Genomic DNA, 22326 nt, shown 5'->3' with positions numbered 1-22326 from the left:
CAACACTAGTTAAAATGGTGAGTCTTAGAAGAGTACTTTTATTTATCACAGTATTATTTATCGCTGTAAGCCCATTCCGCTCGTTCGCTGCTGAGGAAGCACATGGAACTGAGGGAAAAACAAAAGATCAAGAAATCAAAGAACACATTGATCATCACTTACAAGATGATTATTATTGGACGTTCTTCAGCGACGCGAAAGCTGGTAAACACTACGGTATCGCGCTTCCTGTTATTTTGATCGATAACGGACTCCATGTATTTTCAGCTGCAGAGTTTGAACATGGCGATAAAGTAGTGGAGAAGGCTGGTAATTATTACAAGCTTTACCACGGTAAAATCTACAAGACTGACGCAGCAGGTACCATCAACTATGATGATAAACACCATGCTACGAATGCTAAACCGTTAGACTTTTCGATTACTAAAAACGTCGTAGGTTTAATGTTAACTGCAGTGTTGTTATTCGTTGGATTTATCAGCTTAGCCAAAACGTATAAAAATGGTGCGAATGCAATCCCTAAAGGTTTTGCTCGTGTATTGGAACCATTAGTACTTTATGTGCGTGATGAAATGGCAGTTCCTAATATCGGACACCGTTATAAAGAATTTATGCCGTATTTACTTTCGGTATTCTTCTTAATCTTCACATTGAACTTATTAGGTTTAACTCCACTAGGTTTTAACGTTACTGGTAATATCTCAATCACATTGTGTTTAGCGTTATTCACTTTCGTTATTACAAACTTTAAAGCGAATAAAGATTATTGGAAACACATTTTCTGGATGCCAGGCGTTCCAGTTCCGTTTAAATTTGTGTTAGCGCCAATCGAGGTGTTAGGTATGTTTACTAAGCCGTTCTCGTTGATGCTTCGTTTATTCGCAAATATTACAGCGGGTCACTCTGTAGTAATGGGATTAATCGCAATCGTTTATTTATTCCAACAACAATTAACAATTCCAGGTAGTATTGGTGTTTCGATGTTATTAACATTGATTTTATTCTTCCTTGAATTATTGGTTGCATTTTTACAGGCGTTTATCTTCACCATGTTGTCATCGTTATTTATCGGTATGGCAGTTGAAGAACACGCTCATCACTAGTCGAATTTTTTTGTTAAATTATATAAATAATAATTATTATGATCCCAAATTTAGTAGGTGCAGGTTTAATCGTAATTGGTGCAGGTTTAGGTTTAGGTAAAATCGGTGGTTCTGCAATGGAAGCTATCGCTCGTCAACCAGAAGCAGCATCAAAAATTCAAACTGCAATGATCATCATCGGTGCCCTTGTAGAAGGTTTAGCATTCGGTGCTTTAATCTTAGGTAAATAAGCCCAAAGGTTACAAAAAATTAAGCATAACTTGTGACGGTTGGTTACAAGTTATGTTTTAACAAAAAAAAGAAATTAACATCTATATTTTATACATACATAAATGGACGCATTAATTAATCAGTTTTCCTACGGTCTGTTCTTCTGGCAATTGATCATCTTATTGATTGTTATCTTTATCTTGGGTAAATTTGCTTGGAAGCCTATTGTAAATGCTTTAGAGGAACGCGAGAAAGGTATTTCTGATGCTTTGGCATCTGCTGAGAAAGCGAAGTTAGAGATGGCGCGTTTAACAAACGAGAATGAATCTTTATTAAAGCAAGCTCGTGAAGAACGTGATATCATCTTGAAAGAAGCAAAGGAATTGAAAGATAAAATCGTTGCTGAAGCGAAAGAAGCAGCACAAACTGAAGGTGGTAAAATCATCGAGCAAGCAAAACGTGAGATCGAAGATCAAAAACAAAAAGCTTTAGCAGAGGTTAAAAATCAAGTGTCTGCATTATCTTTGGATATTGCGCGTAAAGTATTAAGCAAAGAGTTTGAAGATCAAAACAAGCAAGAAGCATTAGTTTCTGACTTGTTGAAGGATGTGAAATTAAACTAATTGCTTACCAAATTAAGAATTAACGTATGTCAGTTTTCAAAGTAGCTTCAAGATATGCCAAGTCATTAATTGATTTGTCAAAAGAGCATAACAACTTAGACGAGATTAAAGGCGACATGGAAGAAATCGTGTCGATTATTAAATCGAGTACAGAGTTGCAAGCTGTATTAAAAAACCCAATTATCAAAGCAGATAAGAAGTTGGCGATTTTGAATGCATTATTCCAAGGTAAGGTGAAGCCAGAGATTATTGGTTTCTTTCAAATCATGGTGAGAAAAGGACGTGCTGAATTGGTATATGCTACTGCTCAAGAGTTCATCGCTGAGTACAATGAGGTGAAAGGAATCGTGAAAGCAGAAGTAACTTCAGCAGCTCCATTATCCGACGATAATTTACAAGCTTTGCGTACGGCTATCGCACAACAAATCAATAAAGAAGTTATTCTATCTAATAAGGTTGATAAATCTTTAATTGGTGGTTTTGTAGTTCGTGTTGGTGATAAGCAAGTAGATGCAAGTATCAACGGTAAATTAGCAAAATTAGAAAGACATTTCGCTGGCCAAATTTAAGCCTAGCGAATCGAAGAAATAATAGAATAAAAAACCCCTTATACGAATTTAAACAATGATAGAGGTAAGACCAGATGAAGTTTCGGCAATTCTTAGAGAGCAATTGTCAGGCTTTAAGTCAGAGGCCGAATTAGAAGAAGTGGGTACCGTATTACAAGTAGGTGACGGTATTGCGCGTATTTACGGCTTAACAAAAGTTCAATCAGGAGAGTTGGTTGAATTTGCAAACGGACTACAAGGTATCGTGATGAACTTAGAAGAAGACAACGTTGGTGTTGTAATCTTAGGTTCTTCTGATGAAATTAAAGAAGGTGATACTATTAAACGTACAAACCGTATCGCATCTATTAAAGTAGGTGAAGGTATGTTAGGACGTGTAGTAAATACGTTAGGTCAGCCAATTGATGGTAAAGGACCTATCGCTGGAGAGACTTATGAGATGCCTATCGAGCGTAAAGCGCCAGGTGTTATTTACCGTCAGCCAGTAACTGAGCCATTACAAACAGGTCTTAAAGCAATTGATGCGATGATTCCTATTGGTCGTGGACAACGTGAGTTAGTAATCGGTGACCGTCAGACAGGTAAAACTGCGGTATGTATCGATACGATCTTAAATCAAAAAGAATTCTACGAAGCTGGTCAACCAGTATTCTGTATATATGTTGCTATAGGTCAAAAGAACTCTACAGTGGCAAACATCGTTCGTACACTGGAAGAAAGAGGTGCTATGCCTTATACAGTGATCGTTTCTGCTTCTGCAGCTGATCCTGCTCCAATGCAGTTCTACGCGCCAATGGCGGGTGCTGCAATCGGTGAGTTCTTCCGTGATACAGGTCGCCCTGCATTAATCGTTTATGATGATTTATCTAAACAAGCGGTGGCTTACCGTGAGGTGTCTTTATTATTAAAACGTCCTCCAGGTCGTGAAGCGTATCCAGGTGACGTATTTTACCTTCACTCTCGTTTATTAGAGCGTGCGGCTAAAATCAACACTTCTGATGCGATTGCACGTAACATGAACGATCTTCCTGAGTCTATTAAACACTTAGTAAAAGGTGGTGGTTCATTAACAGCCCTTCCAATCATTGAAACTCAAGCGGGTGACGTATCGGCATATATTCCAACTAACGTTATTTCCATTACTGATGGTCAGATTTTCTTGGAATCTAACTTATTCAACGCAGGTATTCGTCCAGCGATCAACGTAGGTATCTCGGTATCACGTGTTGGTGGTAACGCGCAGATTAAGTCCATGAAGAAAGTTGCTGGTACCTTGAAATTAGATCAAGCTCAATACCGTGAGTTAGAAGCATTCGCAAAATTCGGTTCGGATTTAGATGCTGCTACGAAAGCTGTATTGGATAAAGGTGTTCGTAACGTGGAGATCTTGAAACAAGGTCAATATTCACCAGTTTCAGTAGAAAAGCAAGTAGCGATTATTTACGCTGGTACAAAAGGTTTATTACGTGCTGTTCCTGTAAATAAAGTAAGACAATTCGAAGAAGAATACTTAACTCAATTGGAACAACGTCATCCAGAAGTATTGTCAGCATTAAAGGCTGGTAAATTTTCTGATGAGTTAACTGATGTATTAGAGAAGGTAGCTAAAGAATTATCTTCTAAGTATTAATTAGACATTAGCGTATAGACATTAGATATTAAATTAGAATGGGTGATTTATAAGACTCAAGGTCGATAAATCACTCCTTCGAAATCTAAGATCTTATATCTAAAAAAGAAATATGGCAAACTTAAAAGAAGTTAGAAATCGTATTACCTCAGTATCTTCGACTCAACAGATTACGAAAGCTATGAAAATGGTTTCGGCTGCGAAGTTGAAGCGTGCAACAAATGCTATCGTGCAATTACGTCCTTATGCAAATAAATTAAGAGATATTCTTGCGCAAGTTTCAGCATCTGTAGAAGGTAATAATTCGCCTTATACGCAAGACCGTATTCCGACTAAGGTGATGGTTATTGTGGTTACCTCAAATAGAGGTTTGGCTGGTGCATTCAATGCGAATGCGATTAAAACAGCCAACAATTTGATCGCTAATAAATATGCGGATCAATTTGCAAGAGGCGATGTTAGTATTATTGCTATCGGTAAGAGAGGTCATGATTTCTTTAGTAGACGTAACTTTAATGTAATTGGAAACCATAATGAATTGTTCAACAACTTAGATTTCGAAAATGTATCTAAAGTAACTGAATATGTTATGGAGCAGTTTAAAGAGGGAAATATTGACCGCGTAGAGGTTGTATATAACCAATTCCGTAATGCTGCTGTTCAGATTTTGACTTCAGAGCAGATATTACCTCTTTTGCCTGAGGAAAAGAATGAGAATGTTGCAGAATTAGATTACATTATCGAACCTTCGAAAGAGAAGATTATTGAGGAGTTAATTCCTAAAGCAATTAAGATTCAGCTTTTCAAGGCTGTATTAGATTCGAATGCTTCAGAACATGGTGCTCGTATGACTGCAATGGATAAAGCAACTGAAAACGCAGGTGATTTATTACGTTCATTGAAGTTATCTTACAACCAAGCTCGTCAGGCTGCTATTACAACCGAGTTAACAGAGATTGTTTCTGGTGCGGCAGCGCTTTCAAACGGATAAGTAAAACAAAATTTGTATAAGGAAAGCCACTACATTACGTAGTGGCTTTTTTGTGTTTATTCGGCATTAATCTCGTTTTTAGAACTTTGTTTTTTAATTGAGATAGCTTGTTGATTTGGGAAGTGATTAATTTTCTGATTATCGCTTCGTGTTTGTATGTTCACGTCTAGCCTAAGTACTTGTAGGTTCCTTCGCCTACACTGCCTATCATACTGACTTTTATCTATTAAATGTCAAAATATCAGTTATTGACGCTTGTCAGAACCATTTTTAACTACATTTGTTTTATCATTATTTAGCCAATGCTTTGTTGCAGCGGTGTTATTAACTCGTTTAAAGAATTCTTATTAATACATGTGATATGGCGAAGAAGTTATACGTTTCTAATTCGACGGAATCATCGAGAATGTTCAAAAATGACTTTTTAGAGTCATTGACGAAGGTTCATTTTACAGTTCCCTTAATTTGCTGGATTCCAGTAATCATTTATTATGTTTGGAAGGCCTCTGTGCAAGGTGAGATGTCGTCCATGGATGTGTTTTTGCACTTTATTTTTGGATTAGCCTTTTGGACGTTCGCGGAATATGTGTTGCATCGCTGGGTATTTCATTTTGAACCTAAGTCTGCTTGGGGGCAACGCATTCATTTTATCTTTCATGGTGTTCACCATGATTTTCCCAAAGATCGTTTACGTTTAGTAATGCCGTTATCAGCTAGTATTCCAATGGCAGCGATTATTTATATTCTATTTAGTGTTTTCCTCTCAGAGTACATTTTGGCGGCATTTTTCGCTGGATTTCTACTGGGATATCTAATCTACGATGAGAGTCACTATGCCATGCATCATGCTAATTTTAAATCTGGATTCTTTAAAAAGATAAAAGATCATCATATGTTACATCACTACTCAGATCCTGAGAAAGGTTTTGGTGTGAGCTCTTCGATTTGGGATGTGTTCTTTAACTCTGGTTTTCCTATAAAGAAGCCGACAAAGACGGAAGTCAAAAAGCAGATGACAGGTGAAACAATAGATCATTCATAAAAAAGCGGGCTATTCCTAGGAATAGCCCGCTTTTTTATGAATGATCTATTACCAGCGGATCAAAGCTGAGCCCCAGGTGAATCCTGCACCGAATGCTGCAAGGCAAACGAGGTCTCCCTCTTTTATTTTCCCTTGTTCCCAAGCTTCACATAATGCAATGGGTACTGAGGCAGCGGTCGTATTACCGTATTTCTGTATGTTATTAAATACCTTTTCATCGGGTAGACCCATTGTCTTCTGAACAAATTGAGAGATTCTCAAATTCGCTTGATGTGGTATGAGCATATCGATATCGGTAGATTTTAATCCGTTCTTAGCTAATGCCTCTTGAATAACTTCTGGAAATTTCACAACAGCCTTTTTGAATACGGCTTGGCCATCCATATAAGGAAATGCTGATCCGTCTTCGAGCATTTCTTTGGTCATTAACATGCCGCCCAGCTCTTGCTCAGGCCATGCTGGCATTTCGTCCAAATAACAGCCCGAAGAAGCTCCAGGATAGTACATCGCTAACTTTTCAGCATCAGCCCCATCGGAATGTAGATGAGTGCTTAGAATACCTTTTCCTGCTTCCGTTGTAGGTTGTAGAACTACCGCACCAGCGCCGTCGCCAAAAATTACGGAGACCGCTCTGCCGCGTGTTGAAAAATCTAGAGCAAATGAATGCTTCTCAGAGCCTACCACTAGTATATTCTTATACATGCCAGTTTTTATAAACTGGTCGGCAATAGACAGGGCATATACAAATCCGGAACACTGATTTCTAATGTCCAGTGCGCCTATTTCTTTCATTCCCATTTCGCGTTGTAATAATACACCACAGCCAGGGAAGTAATAATCGGGTGATAATGTTGCAAAAATGATAAAGTCGATTTCTTCAGCAGTGGTATTGGCACGTTCTATTGCAATTTTAGAAGCCTCTACTGCCATACTTGTCGTTGTTTCACCAATTCGATTTGCAAATCGACGTTCTTTGATACCCGTACGTTCCTGGATCCATTCATCAGAGGTCTCCATAAAACGTGTCATATCATTATTGGTATATACATTCTTAGGGACATAGTAGCCTAGTCCAGCTATTTTTGATTGAAACATAGGGTTTTTATAAATAAACAATTCGCCAAAATTAAGGAATTATTTGAAAAATAAGCTATTTTTGCTTTATGAGCGTAGAGGTAGAAACCGAGGCATTTACACTTGAAGAGATACTAGCCGTAACGAAAGAATCGAATCGATTGATTTTATGGAATGACGATACCAATACATTTGATCACGTTATCGAATGTTTGATGTACTATCTTCAATATGGTGAGGAAGAAGCTGCTCGTATTGCTTGGACCGTTCACAACAAAGGTAAGTGTGCAATTCTTGAGGGAACTTATACTGAGATGGAGGTGTATCGTAAGATCTTAAAATCGGAAGGCCTTACCGTAAGTATTGAATAGCGGCATAAAACCCACGTAATAATACAGTTACGATAGGTTTTCTTCTCGCTTTATTGTGCAATTTTGCGTCTTACTACTAGAAACGCCCATATTGCATGCAGAAGACACATTTACTCCTCATTCTATTTTTATTTCCCTTTATTTTATTCGCCCAAAAAGGCATCATTCGCGGATCCGTTTATGAACAAGACGGAAAGACTTTGGCAATCGGTGCTAGCGTTAATTTGATACCAGAAGCCTCCAAAGGAAGCAACAAAGGACAACAGACCAATAAGGCCGGCTCTTTTGCCTTTGACGGTTTATCCGCTGGTAACTATCGTATCCAAATAAGTTTCTTAGGTCACGAAACATATAATCGAGGCAGTATCGTGCTTTCCAATAATCAAGATTTGAATGTTGGAAAGATCACCCTTTTGGAAGATGGAAAAAAAATCGAGGAAGTTGTTGTACAGGGTAAAGTTCCTGATCTGAGAATTGGAATTGATAAAAAGGTATTCGATGTTTCGCAAAGTACAATTAGTATTGGCGGGAGTGCACAAGAGCTTTTAGGCAATGTTCCTACTTTACAAGTAGAGTCGGACGGTGCAATTAGCCTTCGTGGATCAACGTCCGTTCGTATCTTAGTAGATGGCAAGGAATCTGCAATGGCGGGTTCTGACATCAACGCATTTCTTCAATCGCTTCCAGCAGAAGCTATTGATAAAGTGGAGATTATCACTAATCCATCTGCGAGATATGATGCTGAAGGACAGTCAGGTATCGTTAATATTATTCTAAAGAAGAACGCTCGTATAGGTTTAAATGGATCTGTAAATGCGTCTGTCGGGAATTATGAAAACGCAAATGCTGGTGTGACTCTAAATTACAGACCTGGAAAAGTTAATTATTTCGGCAGCTATAATTTTGCGCGTAGAAATTCTATGGGTGATGGATTTAACGATAATACAGAATATATCAATGGACAAGTTACCGATCTGAGTCCTAGAACTCGAAGCGAAGATGAAAGTTCTCGCTTGGGTTATAACCATACGGTTCGCTTAGGTTCTGATTATTATATCAATGATAAAAACTCCCTTAGCATCGCCGGGAATTTGAGTATTCGTGATAATGACCGCGATAGAAAGATCAATTATCAATATTGGAATATCCCACAATATGGAGCAAGTAGTTTTCGGAATGCGATGCAGGAGGAGCAAGATTTTGGAGTAGATGGTCAATTAGATTACAAGAGAACCTTTAATCGTGAAGGGGAAGAGCTTATGGCTAATGTATCATTCGGATACGATACGGAGGATGGAACAAATGATTTTCATCAAACTTACGCAAGTGGAATCGCCGATTTAAGGCGCCAAAATACTACATCGGAATTGGGTAAGAATTGGAATTTTCAATTAGATTATACGCTGCCTCTAGGCGAAGACCATAAGTTTGAGGCGGGGTATCGCACTATTCTACGCTATGCTGATGAGAGCCAATATTCCGAATTGCTAGATAGCTTAACGAATCAGTTTGCTCCCGATTATTCTGTAACTAATGATTTTGATATGAACAGTGCTGTTCACGCATTGTATGTGAATTATCAACGTAAAATTACCAGCCGCTTAGGTGCACAGGTAGGTCTGCGTGCCGAGCAAGCTTATTTAAATACAAGTATCTATTCTTTTGATAAGGATGCTCCAGCAATCCCAATCCGTGCAGACGGTAAGCTTGATTATTTTCGACTATATCCAAGTGTGTTTTTGAGTTATGCAGTTGGAGAGGCAAAGACAGATAAAGTTCAATTAAGTTATTCACGTCGCGTACAACGCCCTCGAGGTTGGCAAGTGAATCCGTTTATCAATATGTCGGATGAACAGAATTTTATGCAAGGGAATCCAAACTTATTGCCAGAAGATATTCATGCGATGGAATTAGGGTTTTCCAAATTCTATGATAAGTGGAATTTTGTAGCTTCGGCATTCTATCGTCATGTAAATGACCAAGTACAACCTGTACTTTATGATCCGTCGATGATTGCTGACATTGTTGGTGATCGTACGAATGTAAATTATTCTAAATGGGAAAACGCATCCGATATGGATGTTGTGGGATTTGAATTAATTTCCAAAGTTAACTTGACTAACTGGTGGGATGTTACAGGAAACTTAAACTTATCATCTATTAAATTTAATCCTAAACCTGGATTGGGATTGAACGAACGAGAGTCATTTAGTTGGAATGGTAATTTGACAACCAATTTGAAATTTACACCTACTTTCTCTGCGCAGATACGTGGAGATTATCGCAGTGGAATGAAAACTATGCAAGGGCAAATGGAAGCGATGAAGGGTATTGATGTAGCGGTTAAAAAAGATATTCTAAAGAAAAAGGGAACTTTGAGTTTAAACGCTCGTGATGTTTTCAATTCCAGAAAATTTGAAATGAAGAACTATTTGGCGGATCGTCAAATGCATTTTTCTCACCGTTGGATGCGTCGAATGGTGACGCTATCTTTCTCTTATCGATTTGGAATTCAAGATCTAAATAAGAAAGAAAAAAGAGAACAAAATGATATGGGCGACATGGAAGGTCAGCAATTTTAGGTCTTGGATTTACAATATGTTTCACTAAATTTAGCCTTTCAACTTAATCAACTAATGACTATGAAAAGAAATTTTGGGTATGTGTTAATCAGTATTCTTGGATTGACATTAGGTTCATGTGCTACTAAATCAACGACAACAGCGCCTCAAGCGCAACCAGCGTATGAACTGAATAATCTCCCTAAAGTAGAGCTTAAAGATTTTAAGAAGAATTCTTCTGGTGCCTATGTGTTATTCGATGGCTCTTCATTAAATGGGTGGAGAGGTTACAATAAAGATCATGTCCCAACGAAATGGGCAATTGATAATGGTACTTTGAAATTTTCTAAAGCACCAGGTGGCAATGCGAAGGCTGAAGGTGGTGATATTATTTTTGCGCATGACTTTAAGAATTTTGAATTAGAATTCGAATGGAAGATTTCTCATGCAGGTAATTCAGGAGTATTCTTCCTAGCAAAAGAGGTTAAAAATCAACCTATTTACATTTCGTCTCCTGAATATCAATTGCTGGATAACCAAAATCATCCTGATGCTAAACAAGGCGTCGACGGCAACCGTAAATCAGCTTCTTTGTATGATATGATTCCTGCAAAACCGCAAAATGCATTCCCTGCAGGTGAATGGAATAGAGCTAAGATTGTAGTCAATAAAGGAAAAGTTACGCACTACCAAAATGATGAAAAAGTAGTTGAGTACGATTTATGGTCAACTTCTTGGACAGAACTATTACAAACTAGCAAATTCAGTAAAGAGAAATGGCCATTAGCCTTCGAATTGTTAAATAACGTTGGAGGGAAGAGTAAATCCGGTGTAATCGGGTTTCAAGATCATGGCGATGATATCTGGCTTAGAAATGTAACAGTAAAAGTATTATAATGAAGAGACAGCTTCATATTTGGAAAGAGAGCTTTTTAAGTTCTCTTTTCTTGCTTGTGACAGTAAGTAGTTTAATGGCACAAAGTATCAGTTGGCATAATCCGTTAGTTGAAACTGCTTTGCAAGGACGTACTGCGGCCTTAAAAATAGAAGATGGTTATGCACGATTACCTCAGTATTTGAAATCGGAAGTTCGTGAACCCGTTTGGTACTTGGGACAACAAGCGGCAGGAATTTATATAGAATTCGATTCGAATTCGCCTGAAGTGTTTGTGCGTTATAAAGTAAAAAATGCGCTAAATATGCCGCATATGCCAACTACCGGAGTCAGTGGTGTTGATCTTTATGCTCAGGGCAAAAACAAGCTGAATTGGAAGTGGTCATTTGGCAAATACAAGTTTGCAGATACAATTACCTACACCTATGAAAATCTTGCCGTTGAGTCTGCTGGCAATAAATATAGACTGTATCTTCCTTTGTACAACGCGGTAGACTGGATGGAAATCGGTGTGAAGGATGGCGCAAGTTTCGAGTTTAAGAGAAATACGGAAAAGCCGATCATTGTGTATGGTACTTCTATAGCTCAGGGGGCATGTGCAACACGTCCTGGGTTAGGATGGACGAATATGCTTGGTCGTAATTTTACACAACCTGTAATTAATCTGGCGTTTTCAGGAAATGGTCGTCTAGAGCAACCTATTCTAGACTTAATCAATGATGTTGATGCAGCAGCTTATTTGCTTGATTGCATACCGAATTTGGCGTTAACAAAAGATCGATCAGCTGATGACTTAAAGAAGCTTATCATCAATGCTGTAGCGACATTACGTAAGAATCATCCAAAAACACCTATCATGTTGATGGCACATAGTTCAAGTGAGGTGCCAGGCATTATGAGTAAGACGAACCTTTCAGAATATGGATCTTCTTCCGTTGTTGCCTTTGAAACTTTCAAAGAAATAAAAGTTAAAGGAGATCGAAATATTTATTGGGTCTCTAGCCAAGATATTGGTTTTGATATCGAATCGACTGTAGATTATGCGCATCCTAATGATATTGGGATGAAGAAAATATCAGATGCCTACACAAAACTTCTTCGAAAGATTCTGTAGATCGTATTAAATATTAAAGTTTAAAAAGACAGGTTCAAGTTTGAGCCTGTCTTTTTTTGTTCATTTAATTTCTTGAGATAATCTCGATACTGTTCGTTATCAGTTGATTATCATTTCATTTTGAAGCAATGCAGGATGCCTATATCTTCGATGTCTATATAATTTGAAATTAATTCTACTTTTTTACTAAGGTTTCTATATGAATACCGTTTCTAGTGAAATTATTAATAGCCAATGTATAATCTTGATGAAATAGTATTGCTTCTCCAGAAGCGAATTGACGGCAGCATCAGTAAAGAGGAAACTTCCATACTTGATGCCTGGGCTGCCGGGAATCCGCATTCTCAACAAATATTAGACAAGATTGATGAAGATGGACAACTGTGGGATGATCTGGTGCAGAAGATTGAGTTAGATCAATCTGATGAGTCATCCTGGGATAGTCGCTTACAAGAACAAACGAGGCAAAAGATAAGGAGCGATAATTCGCTTTCAAATCCTACGAAAACATTGCGATTTCCATGGTTTAAAGTAGCATGTTCGTTCTTATTGATCTGTACATTGTCTTATCTTTTTTTTCATTACCAAAATGAGAAGTCTAATTCTAACATAGAAATCGTAAGTGAAATTCCTAACCCCTCGTCGCGTGCTATTCTTCGATTAGATAATGGTAAGATCATTGAGTTAAATGCCGAGAAGTCTGGCTTGCGGATGGGAGATGATTTATCCTACGTTGATGGCTCTGCTATCTCTGATGCTAAAGGTATTGGCACTGTTCAAATGTTGAGTTTGGAAGTACCAAAGGGAGGAACATATCAATTAGTCTTGTCTGATGGAACGAAGGTTTGGTTGAACTCCGGTAGTAAATTGCGGTATCCATTGAAATTTAAATCTGAAGAACGACATGTTGAACTTGTTGGTGAGGGTTATTTCGAAGTACAAGCAAAGAAACATTTAACTGCGGGAGCTGAGACTCCAGTTCGTACGCCTTTTTCAATTAAGACTAAGAATCAGGTTATCGAAGTTTTAGGTACTGCTTTTAACGTTGAAGCATATGAAGACGATGCACATGAAAAAACAAGTTTGTTGCATGGAAAAGTACGTGTCCTATATGGAAATAAGCGAGCGAATAGCATGGATTTAAGTCCTGGAGAACAATCTACTACCCAAATGGGTGCTGTCGTCAAGTCTACTTTTAATCCGGAAGACATCCTTGGTTGGAAAGACGATATGTTCGTATTCAATAACACGGATCTTAATCAAGCATTAAAAGTACTTAGTAGATGGTATGATTTCGATGTATTCTATGAAGGCGATATTCCTCAATCGCAGTTTTTCGCGGAGATGAAGCGCTCAAATAAGCTATCCACAGTATTAAAGACATTAGAAAAAGGAGGTGTAAAGTTCAGAATGGAAAAACAAAACAACCGTTTTCGGTTGGTCGTGAAAAAGTAATGATTTCGAAAAGAGTCCAAATAGTGCTGCCACACTATCTGGACGTTATCTAAATCGATTACATGCTCAATTGGGCAGTAGGAAAGCCAATTAAAAGTAATAAAACAATTTAAACCACTTAAAATTATGATTTTTTATTCAATTGTTAAAGATCGGATTCGGTCTTTAGGAAAGCCATTTTTACTAGCCATGAAATTAATAGTCATATTAACTTTCTTGAATATCTGCACCGTTATGGGGAACGGACTCGCACAACAGGTTACCTTAAAAGGAGAGGGCATCACATTGGTGCATGCCATGCGAAGTATTCAGCACCAAACAGGTAAGCAGTTTTTTCTGAATGGGCGTAAGCTTGCCGAGCTACGTGTCAATGTAAACGTGAAGTCTATGGATCTACCATTGGCTTTGGAATCGATGTTGAAAGGGAAACCTGTTTCTTGGGAGATGCAGGATGATATTATCGTTATTAAACCAAGTTCTTCCAATGCTGGAAAAGGATTGGTCGCTACACAAAATATCGAGCTTAGCCCAGTAGCTATACAAGAGCGAACGGTACAAGGGGTGATTAGTTCTGATGCAGGTCAACCACTAGCTGGAGTGACTGTCGCAATAAAAAATACGGCTGCCGCGATTTCTACAAATGAAAGGGGCGAGTATTCACTTTCCTATTCGGTTCAAAATCCTATTCTCGTTGTTAGTTTGATGGGGTTTTCTAGTAAAGAAGTCGCAGTTGCTAATCGTACAACGGTTAATATTAATTTATCGGAATTGGTAGATGATCTTGATGAGGTTGTCGTGGTTGGGTATGGTAAACAGAAGAAAATTAATTTAACAGGTTCTGTTGCGACTATAAGTGGAGATGAAATTGCGAAAACACCGACGAACAACTTGTCAAATGCCATTGGCGGAAGAATGCCAGGAGTATCTTCTGTCAATTCGGATGGGCGTCCAGGAAATGGTTCGACAATTCGAGTTCGCGGATTAAGCACTTTGAATGATAACAATCCACTTGTTGTTGTTGATGGTGTTGTTCGTTCGGATGGCTTTGGTAACATTGATCCAAATGAAGTAGAGAATATCTCTGTTCTAAAGGATGCTTCTGCAGCTGCGGTATATGGAGCGAGAGCAGCAAATGGCGTTATCTTAATAACGACAAAACGAGGTAAAGTCGGAAAACCAGTCTTAACCTATTCAGGTATGGTAGGTCTGCAAGAACCAACACAATATCCAACGTTAATGAACGCCTACGATTATGGTGTAGCTAGAAATCAAGCTTTCTATAATCAAGGATACGATCCTAGTAATCCAATTCAAGCTAATAATTTCTATACTGATGCTGAATTAGAGAGATTTAAACAAAACAGTACCGATTGGTATGGAGAAACTTTTAAAAATACGAGCCCGCAAAATCAGCACAACCTAAGTCTTCAAGGCGGTAGTGAATCTGTTCGCTATTTCGGTTCATTAGGTTATTTAAATCAAGGGGGACTTTACGACAATATTGGATTCAAGCGTTATAATATTCGTTCGAATATAGATGCATCTATCACGAACAGTTTAACTGTTGGACTAAATTTAGAAGCAAGACAAGAATTATTTGAGTCTCCAAGCTGGGATGCTTCAGATATTTTTCACCGTGTTATCAATGCTTCGCCAACTCGCTTAGCTTATCATCCGAGCGGACGTCCTGCGAATACGACGGGATCACATCCGGTTGAGATGATTAAGAATTCTGGCTATAAAGACCAAGAATATGATATTTTCCAAGGTACTCTGTTTTTCAATCAAAAGCTAGATGTATTAACGCAAGGATTGGCTCTAAATGGAAACTTCTCTTATTATAAGCAGCATTCATTTAATAAGGTGTTCGCAATGCCGTACGCCATGTTTGATGAGGATGCGCAAGGGAATATTCTAAATGAGAAAATGGTAGGTGGAAAAACTTCACTTTCTGAAGGATTTGATGCACTAACTAACACGACATACAACATCTCATTAAACTATGCTCGTGATTTCAATAAGCACAGTGTTGCTGCAATGGCATTATATGAGCAATATAGTGCAAAGGGTAAGAACTTTAACGCTAGAAAGGAAGACTTTATTTCCAACATCAAAGATGAATTTTTTGCAAGCGGTCCGACGAATCAGTCGATCGATGGAAGAGGTTATATCAATGATGCGCGAAGATCAGTTGTTGGTCGTGTAAACTACGCGTTCGCCGGAAAATATTTATTTGAAGGAACTTTCCGATATGATGGTTCTTATCGATTCCCAGAAGCAAAGCGATTTGGTTTTTTTCCAGCTGTTTCCGCAGGATGGCGTATTTCTGAGGAACCATTCTTCAAGAATAATGAGAGTTTAAGTTTTATCAACAACCTGAAATTACGTGTTTCAAAAGGATTGATTGGTAATGATCGCGTAAATGCATACCAGTTTTTAGAAAGTTATAATATTATAACTGGAGCTGGTCCTGTAGTAGACGGTCAAGCAGTTCCACAAGTTGGATATGGTGTATACCCGAACTTTAATATTACATGGGAAAAGCAAGATAATACCAATTTTGGTTTAGAATGGGGCTTATGGAATTCAAAGTTAAACTTCGAAGTAGATTATTTCTTCCGTCATACTCGTGATATCTTATGGAGTAAGGACAGATCTGTACCTGGAACTTTTGGACGTCAATTGCCAAACGAGAACTATGCGAAAGTAAAGAGCAAAGGGGTTGAATTCACTATAGGGCACCAAAACTCGATTAGCGACTGGAGTTATAACTTCCGTTTAGTAGGTTCTTATGCGACAAATGAGGTGACACAGATTGATGATCCTGCAAATGCTATGGAATTTAACAAGCAATTGGGACGTCCTATCGGATACCGCGCCGGATATGAGGCACTAGGGTTATTTCGCTCAAAAGAAGAAGCCGACTCTTGGTATGGTGGAAAACAATTTGGTTTACAGAGTTTAGCCGGCGATATCAAGTATGCTGATATTGATGGGGATGGAACCATTACGATACAAGACCAAAAAGTAATTGCCGACTACGGTAATGAACCACGAATTATGTATGGATTCAATGGTTCAGTTTCTTGGAGAAATATCGACATGAATTTCTTCTTTCAAGGAGCTTCACAACGTAATATTATGCTTACAGCAACAGGACGTGTGATGTATCTGAATGGTGGTTCTAGCAATAACTTCTCTTATTTCGCTGATTCATGGTCGCCAGAAAATCCAGACGCTAAGTACCCGCTTGCATGGGTAGACTCACGTTCTATCAATAACCGTGATTCTAATTTCTGGCTTCGTAAGGCAGGATATGTTCGCCTAAAATCATTGGATTTAGGTTATAATTTCTCCGGCGATTGGCTTGAAAAAATCAAAGTCAATAAAATGCGCGTATACGTATCGGGGTACAATCTATTCACCATTAGTCAAATTGATGAGTTGGATCCTGAAGCTGCAACAGGAGCAGGGCATTATTACCCTCAGCAACGCAATTACAACTTAGGAGTTATGCTATCATTTTAATCAAAGAAGTTATGAAAATTACCAAATATATTACGGTTGTTATTTTCCTATCAATGGGTTTAACATCCTGTGAAACAGATTTTTTAAATCCTAAAAACCCGTCTGCTATTTCAGAAGACGATGTGTGGTCGGATGCAAATTTGATTGAGTTACTCGTTAATCAGATGTATAATGACAGACAAGGGTATGAGTATTCAAATACGCAAGATAACATCGTCGATGAAGGTCGCTGTAATTATACTGGCGATGCTCCCAATCAAATACTCCGCGGTCAGTGGGATCAAACTTACAATCCATTAGATTTCTGGGCCTACCAACAAGTCCGTCGAGCTAACGAGTTTTTAGCAAAGATAGATGGCGCTACTTTAGAGGAAGACACGAGAAAACGCTTGAAAGGGGAGGCACGTTTTTTACGCGCATTCCTATATTTTGATATGGTTAAACGTTACGGTGGTGTTCCAATCATAACCAGTCCTCAAGATATTTCAGATGACTTAATGGTTAAACGTGCTACAACAAAAGAAACGTTCGAATTTATCATTGCAGAACTGAAACTGGCGAAAGATGAATTACCTGCAGCGGCGCCGAGAGGTCGCGCATCACAAGGAGCGGCAATGGCTTTGTTAGGTCGAGCACTTCTTTACGCTGCAAGTCCATTATACAATGAGAGCAATACGAGCACATTGTGGGCGGAAGCAGCTCAGGTAAATAAAGAGTTGATTGATTTAAATCGTTATAGTTTATATCCAGATTTAAATAAAATATGGTTGGATAAAACAAATAATCACGTTGAGTCAATTTTTGAGATTCAGTATAAGTTACCAGAAAAACAACACAGTTGGGATGCAGGTTTAAGACCGTTAATATTAGCGAATAATAATGCCGGTCAACTATCACCTCTTCAAGAGTTAGTGGATGCTTTTCCAATGAAAAATGGAAAAGGTATTAAAGAAGCAGGTTCCAATTATAATGCTAACGATCCGTATGTAGGTCGTGACGATCGATTCTATGCATTTATTGCTTTCAATGGATCGAAGGTAAAAGGAACAACTTCAGGGCCTCCAGTTCGCGAAATAACGTTGGAAACCTATACTGGGGGTAGGGATTACGATGCTTCCAAGGAAAATACCATTTACAACACGATTACAAGTTACTACACGCGCAAAGCTATAAATCCTGACAATACGATCTATACAGGAAATACCGGTAGTGATCAACCATGGATCGAATTGCGTTATGCCGAAGTGTTACTAAATTATGCTGAGGCGCAGAATGAGGCACTTTCCTCTCCGGATGCATCTATCTATCAAGCCTTAAATACATTGAGAAGACGCGCTGGAATTAGCACTGATTTAGTGGTTGGTTCGCATAGCAAAGTTCAAATGCGCGAATTAATTCGCAATGAGCGATACGTAGAATTCTGTTTTGAAAAGAAACGCTATTGGGATCTAAGACGTTGGAAGTTGGCGGAGTCAGTACTAAACGGAAAGAAATATCATGGTGCATTGATTACAAAGCATTCTAATGGAACATTTACTTATATCTATCCGGAAGTAGATGCTACGCCTATCGTATTTGAAAGCAAGATGTATTTTATGCCTATTCCTCAAGGAGAAATTGATAAGAATGGCAATCTAGAACAAAATCCAGGCTGGTAAATAGCTAATAAATTAAATCGAATTATGAGATACGAATTAATGATTCCAAAACAGATTAGGCAAGCGATTGCTGACAATATTCCAGTTGTTCTTCCTTTAGGGGTATTAGAATATCATGGAGAACATCTGTGTACAGGAGTCGATACGCTGGTGATCACGGAAACCTTAGCACAATTAGAAAGTGAAATTCCATTTATTATGCTTCCCGCATTCTACTATGGTGCTGCTAGTTATGCAGTGGAAGGTCCTGAAGCCAATGGCAGTATTCATAATAGACCTGAAGTACTTTATCCTTTTGCAAGTTCATTGTTTATGAACTTGCTAAGGATTGGCTTTAGGAATATTCATGTTATTGTGCACCATCAAAGTGAGAATTTTGCAGCAGGGATGCCTACAGATCTATCATTTAAGTTAGCGGCGAGACAAACAATCTTTGATTTCTTAGAGAAACAATCTGGTGAAGGATGGTGGGGAAAAGCGGATTCAGCTAGTTATTATGAAGGACATGAACATGGAGATAATCCTTTTAATTGGATTCAAGCATATCCTTTACTATCCGATACCATACAGAGTGAATATCCTATCGATCATGCCGGAAAGTTGGAAACAGGGCTGATGATGGCTGTCTGTCCAGAAGGCGTTTATATGGATCATTTTTCTGATGAAAAGTGGTATACACAAACTGCAAAAGAAGCTGACTTAGATTACGGAAAAACGGTTTTAGAACGCGTAAAAAATCATCTACGTAATAAGTTAACTCAGATCGCAAAAGGATAATCGATGAAAACATTAACACCTGCCAATATAAAGCTGTATTTGTTTATTATTGGATTTATGTATGCTGTGTTGGGGTTTTCAATCGGCATCAACGCCTATTTTATTCCTTTTGTTCAAGAAGCATTTGCATTAAATAGGGTAACCTCATACTTGATTATGACGGCCACTTTTTCTGCTTATGTCGTGTTTGCTATTCCGTCCGCAATGCTGTTGAAGAGAATCGGATATAAGAATTCCATTTGTACTTCTTTTTTGATTCTTGCCATTGGTTTTACAATCATTGCTTTTTCGGCAAGTACAGTTCGATTTGAGCTTTTTCTTCTTGGCTTATTTGTTTTGGGGATTGCACAAACATTGTTAACAGACTCTGTTAATTCCTATGTTACTATTCTAGGTCCCGCAGATTCTGCAGCGAAACGAATTAGCATCATGGGGATTGCAGATAAACTGGCATTAGCGGGAGCTTCTTTCATTTTGGCACTGTTTCTTGATTTACAAGATGTTGATCTAAATAATCTAGAGATTCCATTCTATTCCATTGCGGTTATAGCAATCATCGTAGGGATAGCAGTTTATATGTCTCCATTACCAGAGATTTCTGCCCCGGGAGAAGATATTGCGGATGAAGATCTCGACAACTCTGTCTATGGTAATTCAAAGACGTCGATTTTTCAAATACCACATCTTTATTTGGGAGCGATTGCAATCTTTTTTGATGTTGGCGTTGAAATTATAGCCTTGGGATCTATCAATGACTATGCGAAAAGTTTAGGTCTCTCAGGACCTGAAAACTATGTCTGGTACACCACGCTAGGGATGGTATTAGGTTACTTATGTGGCGTTAGTTTAATCCCAAAACGATTGTCGCAACGGCAAGGTTTGGTTATTTGTACACTATTGGGAATCGCGACGACCTTTGTTCTGTTATTTTCTGAACCTTCCATTTCTATTTATTTAGTTGCTGCTCTAGGATTCGCGAATTCACTACTATGGCCAACGGTGTTTCCTCTCGCTCTCCGAGATTTGGGGAAATTCACAAAGCAAGGTGCCTCAATCTTAGTAATGGGAATCATAGGAGGAGCGGTACTGCCGTTGATATTTGGCTACTTAGCTGATCTATATGGACATCAAACGGCTTATATCGTGTGTATACCAGCATATCTATATCTTTTATTTTATGCGCTTTTGGGGAGTAAATTAAGACCACGTTAAAGTATTACAATGAGAAAGCTATTTAAAATCAATGAACTAGACAATGTCTACGTATTACGAGAGCCGGTTGTTAAGGGAGAACAGTTAGATATGTTGGGCTTGATAGTCACCATTCCCTACGATTTGGGAAGGGGGCACAAGATCGCCGTCAAGGATATCCCTTTAGGGGCGAAGGTTATTAAATTTGGGCTTCCAATTGGATCTTCCACACAGGCAATTCGTGCCGGTGAGCATGTGCATTTGCATAATCTCAAGAGTGATTATTTACCTACATATTCCAAAGATGACAGATTTAAGAGTTAATAAAAGCCAGGTCTTAGGTGAGGGTTACTTGAGATCTGATGGAAGAAAAGGCATTCGAAATATTACGCTAATTGTCTACTTGGTTGAATGCGCGCGGCACGTCGCACAAAAGATTGCTTCCCAATTTGATGAGCAACAGGTACAAGTCATTGGATTTAGTGGCTGTTATCCGAATAGCTATGCAGAGCGTATGATGCAAGCCCTTTGTACACAACCTAATGTCGGTGCCGTTTTATTGGTTTCTCTAGGATGTGAGAGTTTCAATGGGAAAGCCCTACAAGAGCAGGTAGAAGCATCAAAACGTCCTGTCCATTTTGTTGGTATACAGCGGGTCGGCGGAACGAAGCATGCGATTGAACAAGGACGGCAATTTATTTTAGAAGCGAATTCGGAGCTCGAAAAAGTGCCAAGAGTTTCAATTTGCTGGGAAGACTTGATTGTTGGTGTTGTTTCAGGAGGAAGCGATGCGACAAGTGGCTTAACAGCGAATCCTGCTGCCGGTTTAGCGTTTGATAAACTGGTGGAGAAAGGCGCAACTTGCATCTTTGAAAATACGGGAGAGATGATCGGTTTAGAGGATGATTTACAAAGGCGTGCAAGCAGACCCGAACTCGGCGAAATTTTAAAACAAACGATCGAAAAAGCAGCATTATATTATGCAAGTATGGGGCATGGAAGCTTTGCTCCAGGAAATGCAGAGGGAGGCTTGACTACTTTGGAGGAGAAATCAATAGGTGCCTATTGCAAAAGCGGATCATCAACAATTGTCGGACTTTTGAAGCCTTGCGATCAACCAACAGTATCTGGTTTATATCTTATGGATATTGTTCCCGATGGCGTACCAACTTTTGGTTTTCCAAATCCCAACGATATTTCTGAAATGAATGAATTGATTGCCTCGGGAGCGCAGTGTGTCTTGTTCACGACCGGCAGAGGATCCGTTGCTGGCTCTGCTATTTCGCCAGTCATTAAGATAATGGCTAATCCAGAGAATTATCAACGCATGGAAGAGAATATGGATATTAATGCTGGGAAAGTTCTTTCTGGTGAATCTAGTCTGAATGAAATAGCGGATGAGATAATTGATTGTATTGCTGCGTCTGTTCGTGGAGAGCGGACAAAAGCCGAAGAACTTGGACATTATGAGTTTTCGCTCGGCTATAAGTTCTTCGAACCTTTAGGACCTTCCTGTTTAGCTTAAGATGGAGAT

At 38.7% G+C, this 22326-nt stretch carries 19 protein-coding genes; 18 read left to right on the top strand and 1 reads right to left on the bottom strand.

The features are described 5' to 3' along the window. Positions 1-14 precede the first annotated feature (14 nt). The 7 genes from atpB (at position 15) to GFH32_RS14355 (ending at position 6168) form a co-directional block, all read left to right on the top strand. Entirely contained in the window at positions 15-1103 is a 1089-nt protein-coding gene (gene atpB, locus GFH32_RS14385) for a F0F1 ATP synthase subunit A (protein ID WP_153512254.1), read from the top strand. Between the two features lie 38 nt (positions 1104-1141). Continuing rightward, complete coding sequence (gene atpE, locus GFH32_RS14380) at positions 1142-1333, top strand: ATP synthase F0 subunit C (RefSeq protein WP_099367593.1); 192 nt, start codon at positions 1142-1144, stop codon at positions 1331-1333. Positions 1334-1435: 102 nt separating this feature from the next. Continuing rightward, positions 1436-1936 carry a F0F1 ATP synthase subunit B gene (locus tag GFH32_RS14375; RefSeq protein ID WP_153512253.1) on the top strand — a complete coding sequence of 167 codons (501 nt, stop codon included), beginning with the start codon at positions 1436-1438 and terminating at the stop codon, positions 1934-1936. Between the two features lie 26 nt (positions 1937-1962). Beyond that, a complete protein-coding gene (locus tag GFH32_RS14370; RefSeq protein ID WP_153512252.1) occupies positions 1963-2505 on the top strand; it encodes a F0F1 ATP synthase subunit delta in 543 nt (180 codons plus the stop codon). A gap of 55 nt (positions 2506-2560) precedes the next feature. Further along, on the top strand, positions 2561-4135 hold the full coding sequence (gene atpA / locus GFH32_RS14365) for a F0F1 ATP synthase subunit alpha (RefSeq protein ID WP_153512251.1): 1575 nt from the start codon (positions 2561-2563) through the stop codon (positions 4133-4135). Between the two features lie 112 nt (positions 4136-4247). Beyond that, a complete protein-coding gene (gene atpG / locus GFH32_RS14360) occupies positions 4248-5126 on the top strand; it encodes an ATP synthase F1 subunit gamma (RefSeq protein ID WP_153512250.1) in 879 nt (292 codons plus the stop codon). A gap of 361 nt (positions 5127-5487) precedes the next feature. After that, positions 5488-6168, top strand: a complete 681-nt coding sequence (locus GFH32_RS14355; RefSeq protein WP_228384146.1) for a sterol desaturase family protein — start codon at positions 5488-5490, stop codon at positions 6166-6168. Positions 6169-6216: 48 nt separating this feature from the next. On the opposite strand, the gene GFH32_RS14350 is transcribed toward GFH32_RS14355, so the two are convergent. Further along, complete coding sequence (locus tag GFH32_RS14350; RefSeq protein ID WP_153512249.1) at positions 6217-7263, bottom strand: 3-oxoacyl-ACP synthase III family protein; 1047 nt, start codon at positions 7261-7263, stop codon at positions 6217-6219. Between the two features lie 68 nt (positions 7264-7331). Between GFH32_RS14350 and GFH32_RS14345 the strand changes: the two genes are divergently transcribed. The 11 genes from GFH32_RS14345 (at position 7332) to GFH32_RS14295 (ending at position 22317) form a co-directional block, all read left to right on the top strand. After that, on the top strand, positions 7332-7613 hold the full coding sequence (locus GFH32_RS14345; RefSeq protein ID WP_153512248.1) for an ATP-dependent Clp protease adaptor ClpS: 282 nt from the start codon (positions 7332-7334) through the stop codon (positions 7611-7613). Positions 7614-7708: 95 nt separating this feature from the next. Further along, the gene (locus GFH32_RS14340; RefSeq protein ID WP_153512247.1) at positions 7709-10195 is read left to right on the top strand and encodes a TonB-dependent receptor domain-containing protein; all 2487 of its coding nucleotides are present in this window, start codon (positions 7709-7711) and stop codon (positions 10193-10195) included. A gap of 60 nt (positions 10196-10255) precedes the next feature. Next, entirely contained in the window at positions 10256-11071 is an 816-nt protein-coding gene (locus GFH32_RS14335) for a 3-keto-disaccharide hydrolase (RefSeq protein ID WP_194285644.1), read from the top strand. After that, complete coding sequence (locus GFH32_RS14330; protein ID WP_153512245.1) at positions 11071-12183, top strand: SGNH/GDSL hydrolase family protein; 1113 nt, start codon at positions 11071-11073, stop codon at positions 12181-12183. Before GFH32_RS14335 ends, GFH32_RS14330 begins: the two co-directional genes overlap by 1 nt. 234 nt (positions 12184-12417) lie before the next feature. After that, positions 12418-13638, top strand: a complete 1221-nt coding sequence (locus GFH32_RS14325) for a FecR family protein (RefSeq protein WP_153512244.1) — start codon at positions 12418-12420, stop codon at positions 13636-13638. Positions 13639-13827: 189 nt separating this feature from the next. After that, entirely contained in the window at positions 13828-17166 is a 3339-nt protein-coding gene (locus tag GFH32_RS14320) for a TonB-dependent receptor (RefSeq protein WP_160366833.1), read from the top strand. Between the two features lie 11 nt (positions 17167-17177). After that, positions 17178-18824: a RagB/SusD family nutrient uptake outer membrane protein gene (locus GFH32_RS14315; RefSeq protein ID WP_153512242.1), complete on the top strand. Its 1647-nt coding sequence runs from the start codon at positions 17178-17180 to the stop codon at positions 18822-18824. Positions 18825-18848: 24 nt separating this feature from the next. After that, positions 18849-19601 carry a creatininase family protein gene (locus tag GFH32_RS14310; RefSeq protein WP_153512241.1) on the top strand — a complete coding sequence of 251 codons (753 nt, stop codon included), beginning with the start codon at positions 18849-18851 and terminating at the stop codon, positions 19599-19601. A 3-nt stretch (positions 19602-19604) separates the two neighbouring features. After that, on the top strand, positions 19605-20813 hold the full coding sequence (gluP, locus tag GFH32_RS14305; RefSeq protein WP_153512240.1) for a glucose/galactose MFS transporter: 1209 nt from the start codon (positions 19605-19607) through the stop codon (positions 20811-20813). Positions 20814-20822: 9 nt separating this feature from the next. Next, positions 20823-21116 carry a UxaA family hydrolase gene (locus GFH32_RS14300; protein ID WP_153512239.1) on the top strand — a complete coding sequence of 98 codons (294 nt, stop codon included), beginning with the start codon at positions 20823-20825 and terminating at the stop codon, positions 21114-21116. Then, positions 21097-22317 (top strand): UxaA family hydrolase, encoded by a 1221-nt coding sequence (locus GFH32_RS14295; RefSeq protein WP_153512238.1) that lies wholly within the window; start codon positions 21097-21099, stop codon positions 22315-22317. Before GFH32_RS14300 ends, GFH32_RS14295 begins: the two co-directional genes overlap by 20 nt. Positions 22318-22326 lie beyond the last annotated feature (9 nt).

Source organism: Sphingobacteruim zhuxiongii (assembly GCF_009557615.1).
Taxonomy (GTDB): Bacteria; Bacteroidota; Bacteroidia; order Sphingobacteriales; family Sphingobacteriaceae; genus Sphingobacterium; species Sphingobacterium zhuxiongii.
The sequence above is the reverse complement of the archived record's forward strand: the minus strand, read 5'-3'. Positions and strand labels throughout refer to the sequence as shown.

Bases quoted from the DNA above. Each gene is read 5' to 3' on its own strand.
- GFH32_RS14325 (WP_153512244.1), top strand. From the start codon at position 12,418: ATGTATAATCTTGATGAAATAGTATTGCTTCTCCAGAAGCGAATTGAC.
- GFH32_RS14295 (WP_153512238.1), top strand. From the start codon at position 21,097: ATGACAGATTTAAGAGTTAATAAAAGCCAGGTCTTAGGTGAGGGTTAC.
- GFH32_RS14300 (WP_153512239.1), top strand. From the start codon at position 20,823: ATGAGAAAGCTATTTAAAATCAATGAACTAGACAATGTCTACGTATTA.
- GFH32_RS14355 (WP_228384146.1), top strand. From the start codon at position 5,488: ATGGCGAAGAAGTTATACGTTTCTAATTCGACGGAATCATCGAGAATG.
- GFH32_RS14335 (WP_194285644.1), top strand. From the start codon at position 10,256: ATGAAAAGAAATTTTGGGTATGTGTTAATCAGTATTCTTGGATTGACA.
- gluP (WP_153512240.1), top strand. From the start codon at position 19,605: ATGAAAACATTAACACCTGCCAATATAAAGCTGTATTTGTTTATTATT.
- GFH32_RS14370 (WP_153512252.1), top strand. From the start codon at position 1,963: ATGTCAGTTTTCAAAGTAGCTTCAAGATATGCCAAGTCATTAATTGAT.
- GFH32_RS14340 (WP_153512247.1), top strand. From the start codon at position 7,709: ATGCAGAAGACACATTTACTCCTCATTCTATTTTTATTTCCCTTTATT.
- atpE (WP_099367593.1), top strand. From the start codon at position 1,142: ATGATCCCAAATTTAGTAGGTGCAGGTTTAATCGTAATTGGTGCAGGT.
- GFH32_RS14330 (WP_153512245.1), top strand. From the start codon at position 11,071: ATGAAGAGACAGCTTCATATTTGGAAAGAGAGCTTTTTAAGTTCTCTT.
- atpG (WP_153512250.1), top strand. From the start codon at position 4,248: ATGGCAAACTTAAAAGAAGTTAGAAATCGTATTACCTCAGTATCTTCG.
- atpB (WP_153512254.1), top strand. From the start codon at position 15: ATGGTGAGTCTTAGAAGAGTACTTTTATTTATCACAGTATTATTTATC.
- GFH32_RS14310 (WP_153512241.1), top strand. From the start codon at position 18,849: ATGAGATACGAATTAATGATTCCAAAACAGATTAGGCAAGCGATTGCT.
- GFH32_RS14320 (WP_160366833.1), top strand. From the start codon at position 13,828: ATGAAATTAATAGTCATATTAACTTTCTTGAATATCTGCACCGTTATG.
- atpA (WP_153512251.1), top strand. From the start codon at position 2,561: ATGATAGAGGTAAGACCAGATGAAGTTTCGGCAATTCTTAGAGAGCAA.
- GFH32_RS14345 (WP_153512248.1), top strand. From the start codon at position 7,332: ATGAGCGTAGAGGTAGAAACCGAGGCATTTACACTTGAAGAGATACTA.
- GFH32_RS14375 (WP_153512253.1), top strand. From the start codon at position 1,436: ATGGACGCATTAATTAATCAGTTTTCCTACGGTCTGTTCTTCTGGCAA.
- GFH32_RS14315 (WP_153512242.1), top strand. From the start codon at position 17,178: ATGAAAATTACCAAATATATTACGGTTGTTATTTTCCTATCAATGGGT.
- GFH32_RS14350 (WP_153512249.1), bottom strand. From the start codon at position 7,263: ATGTTTCAATCAAAAATAGCTGGACTAGGCTACTATGTCCCTAAGAAT.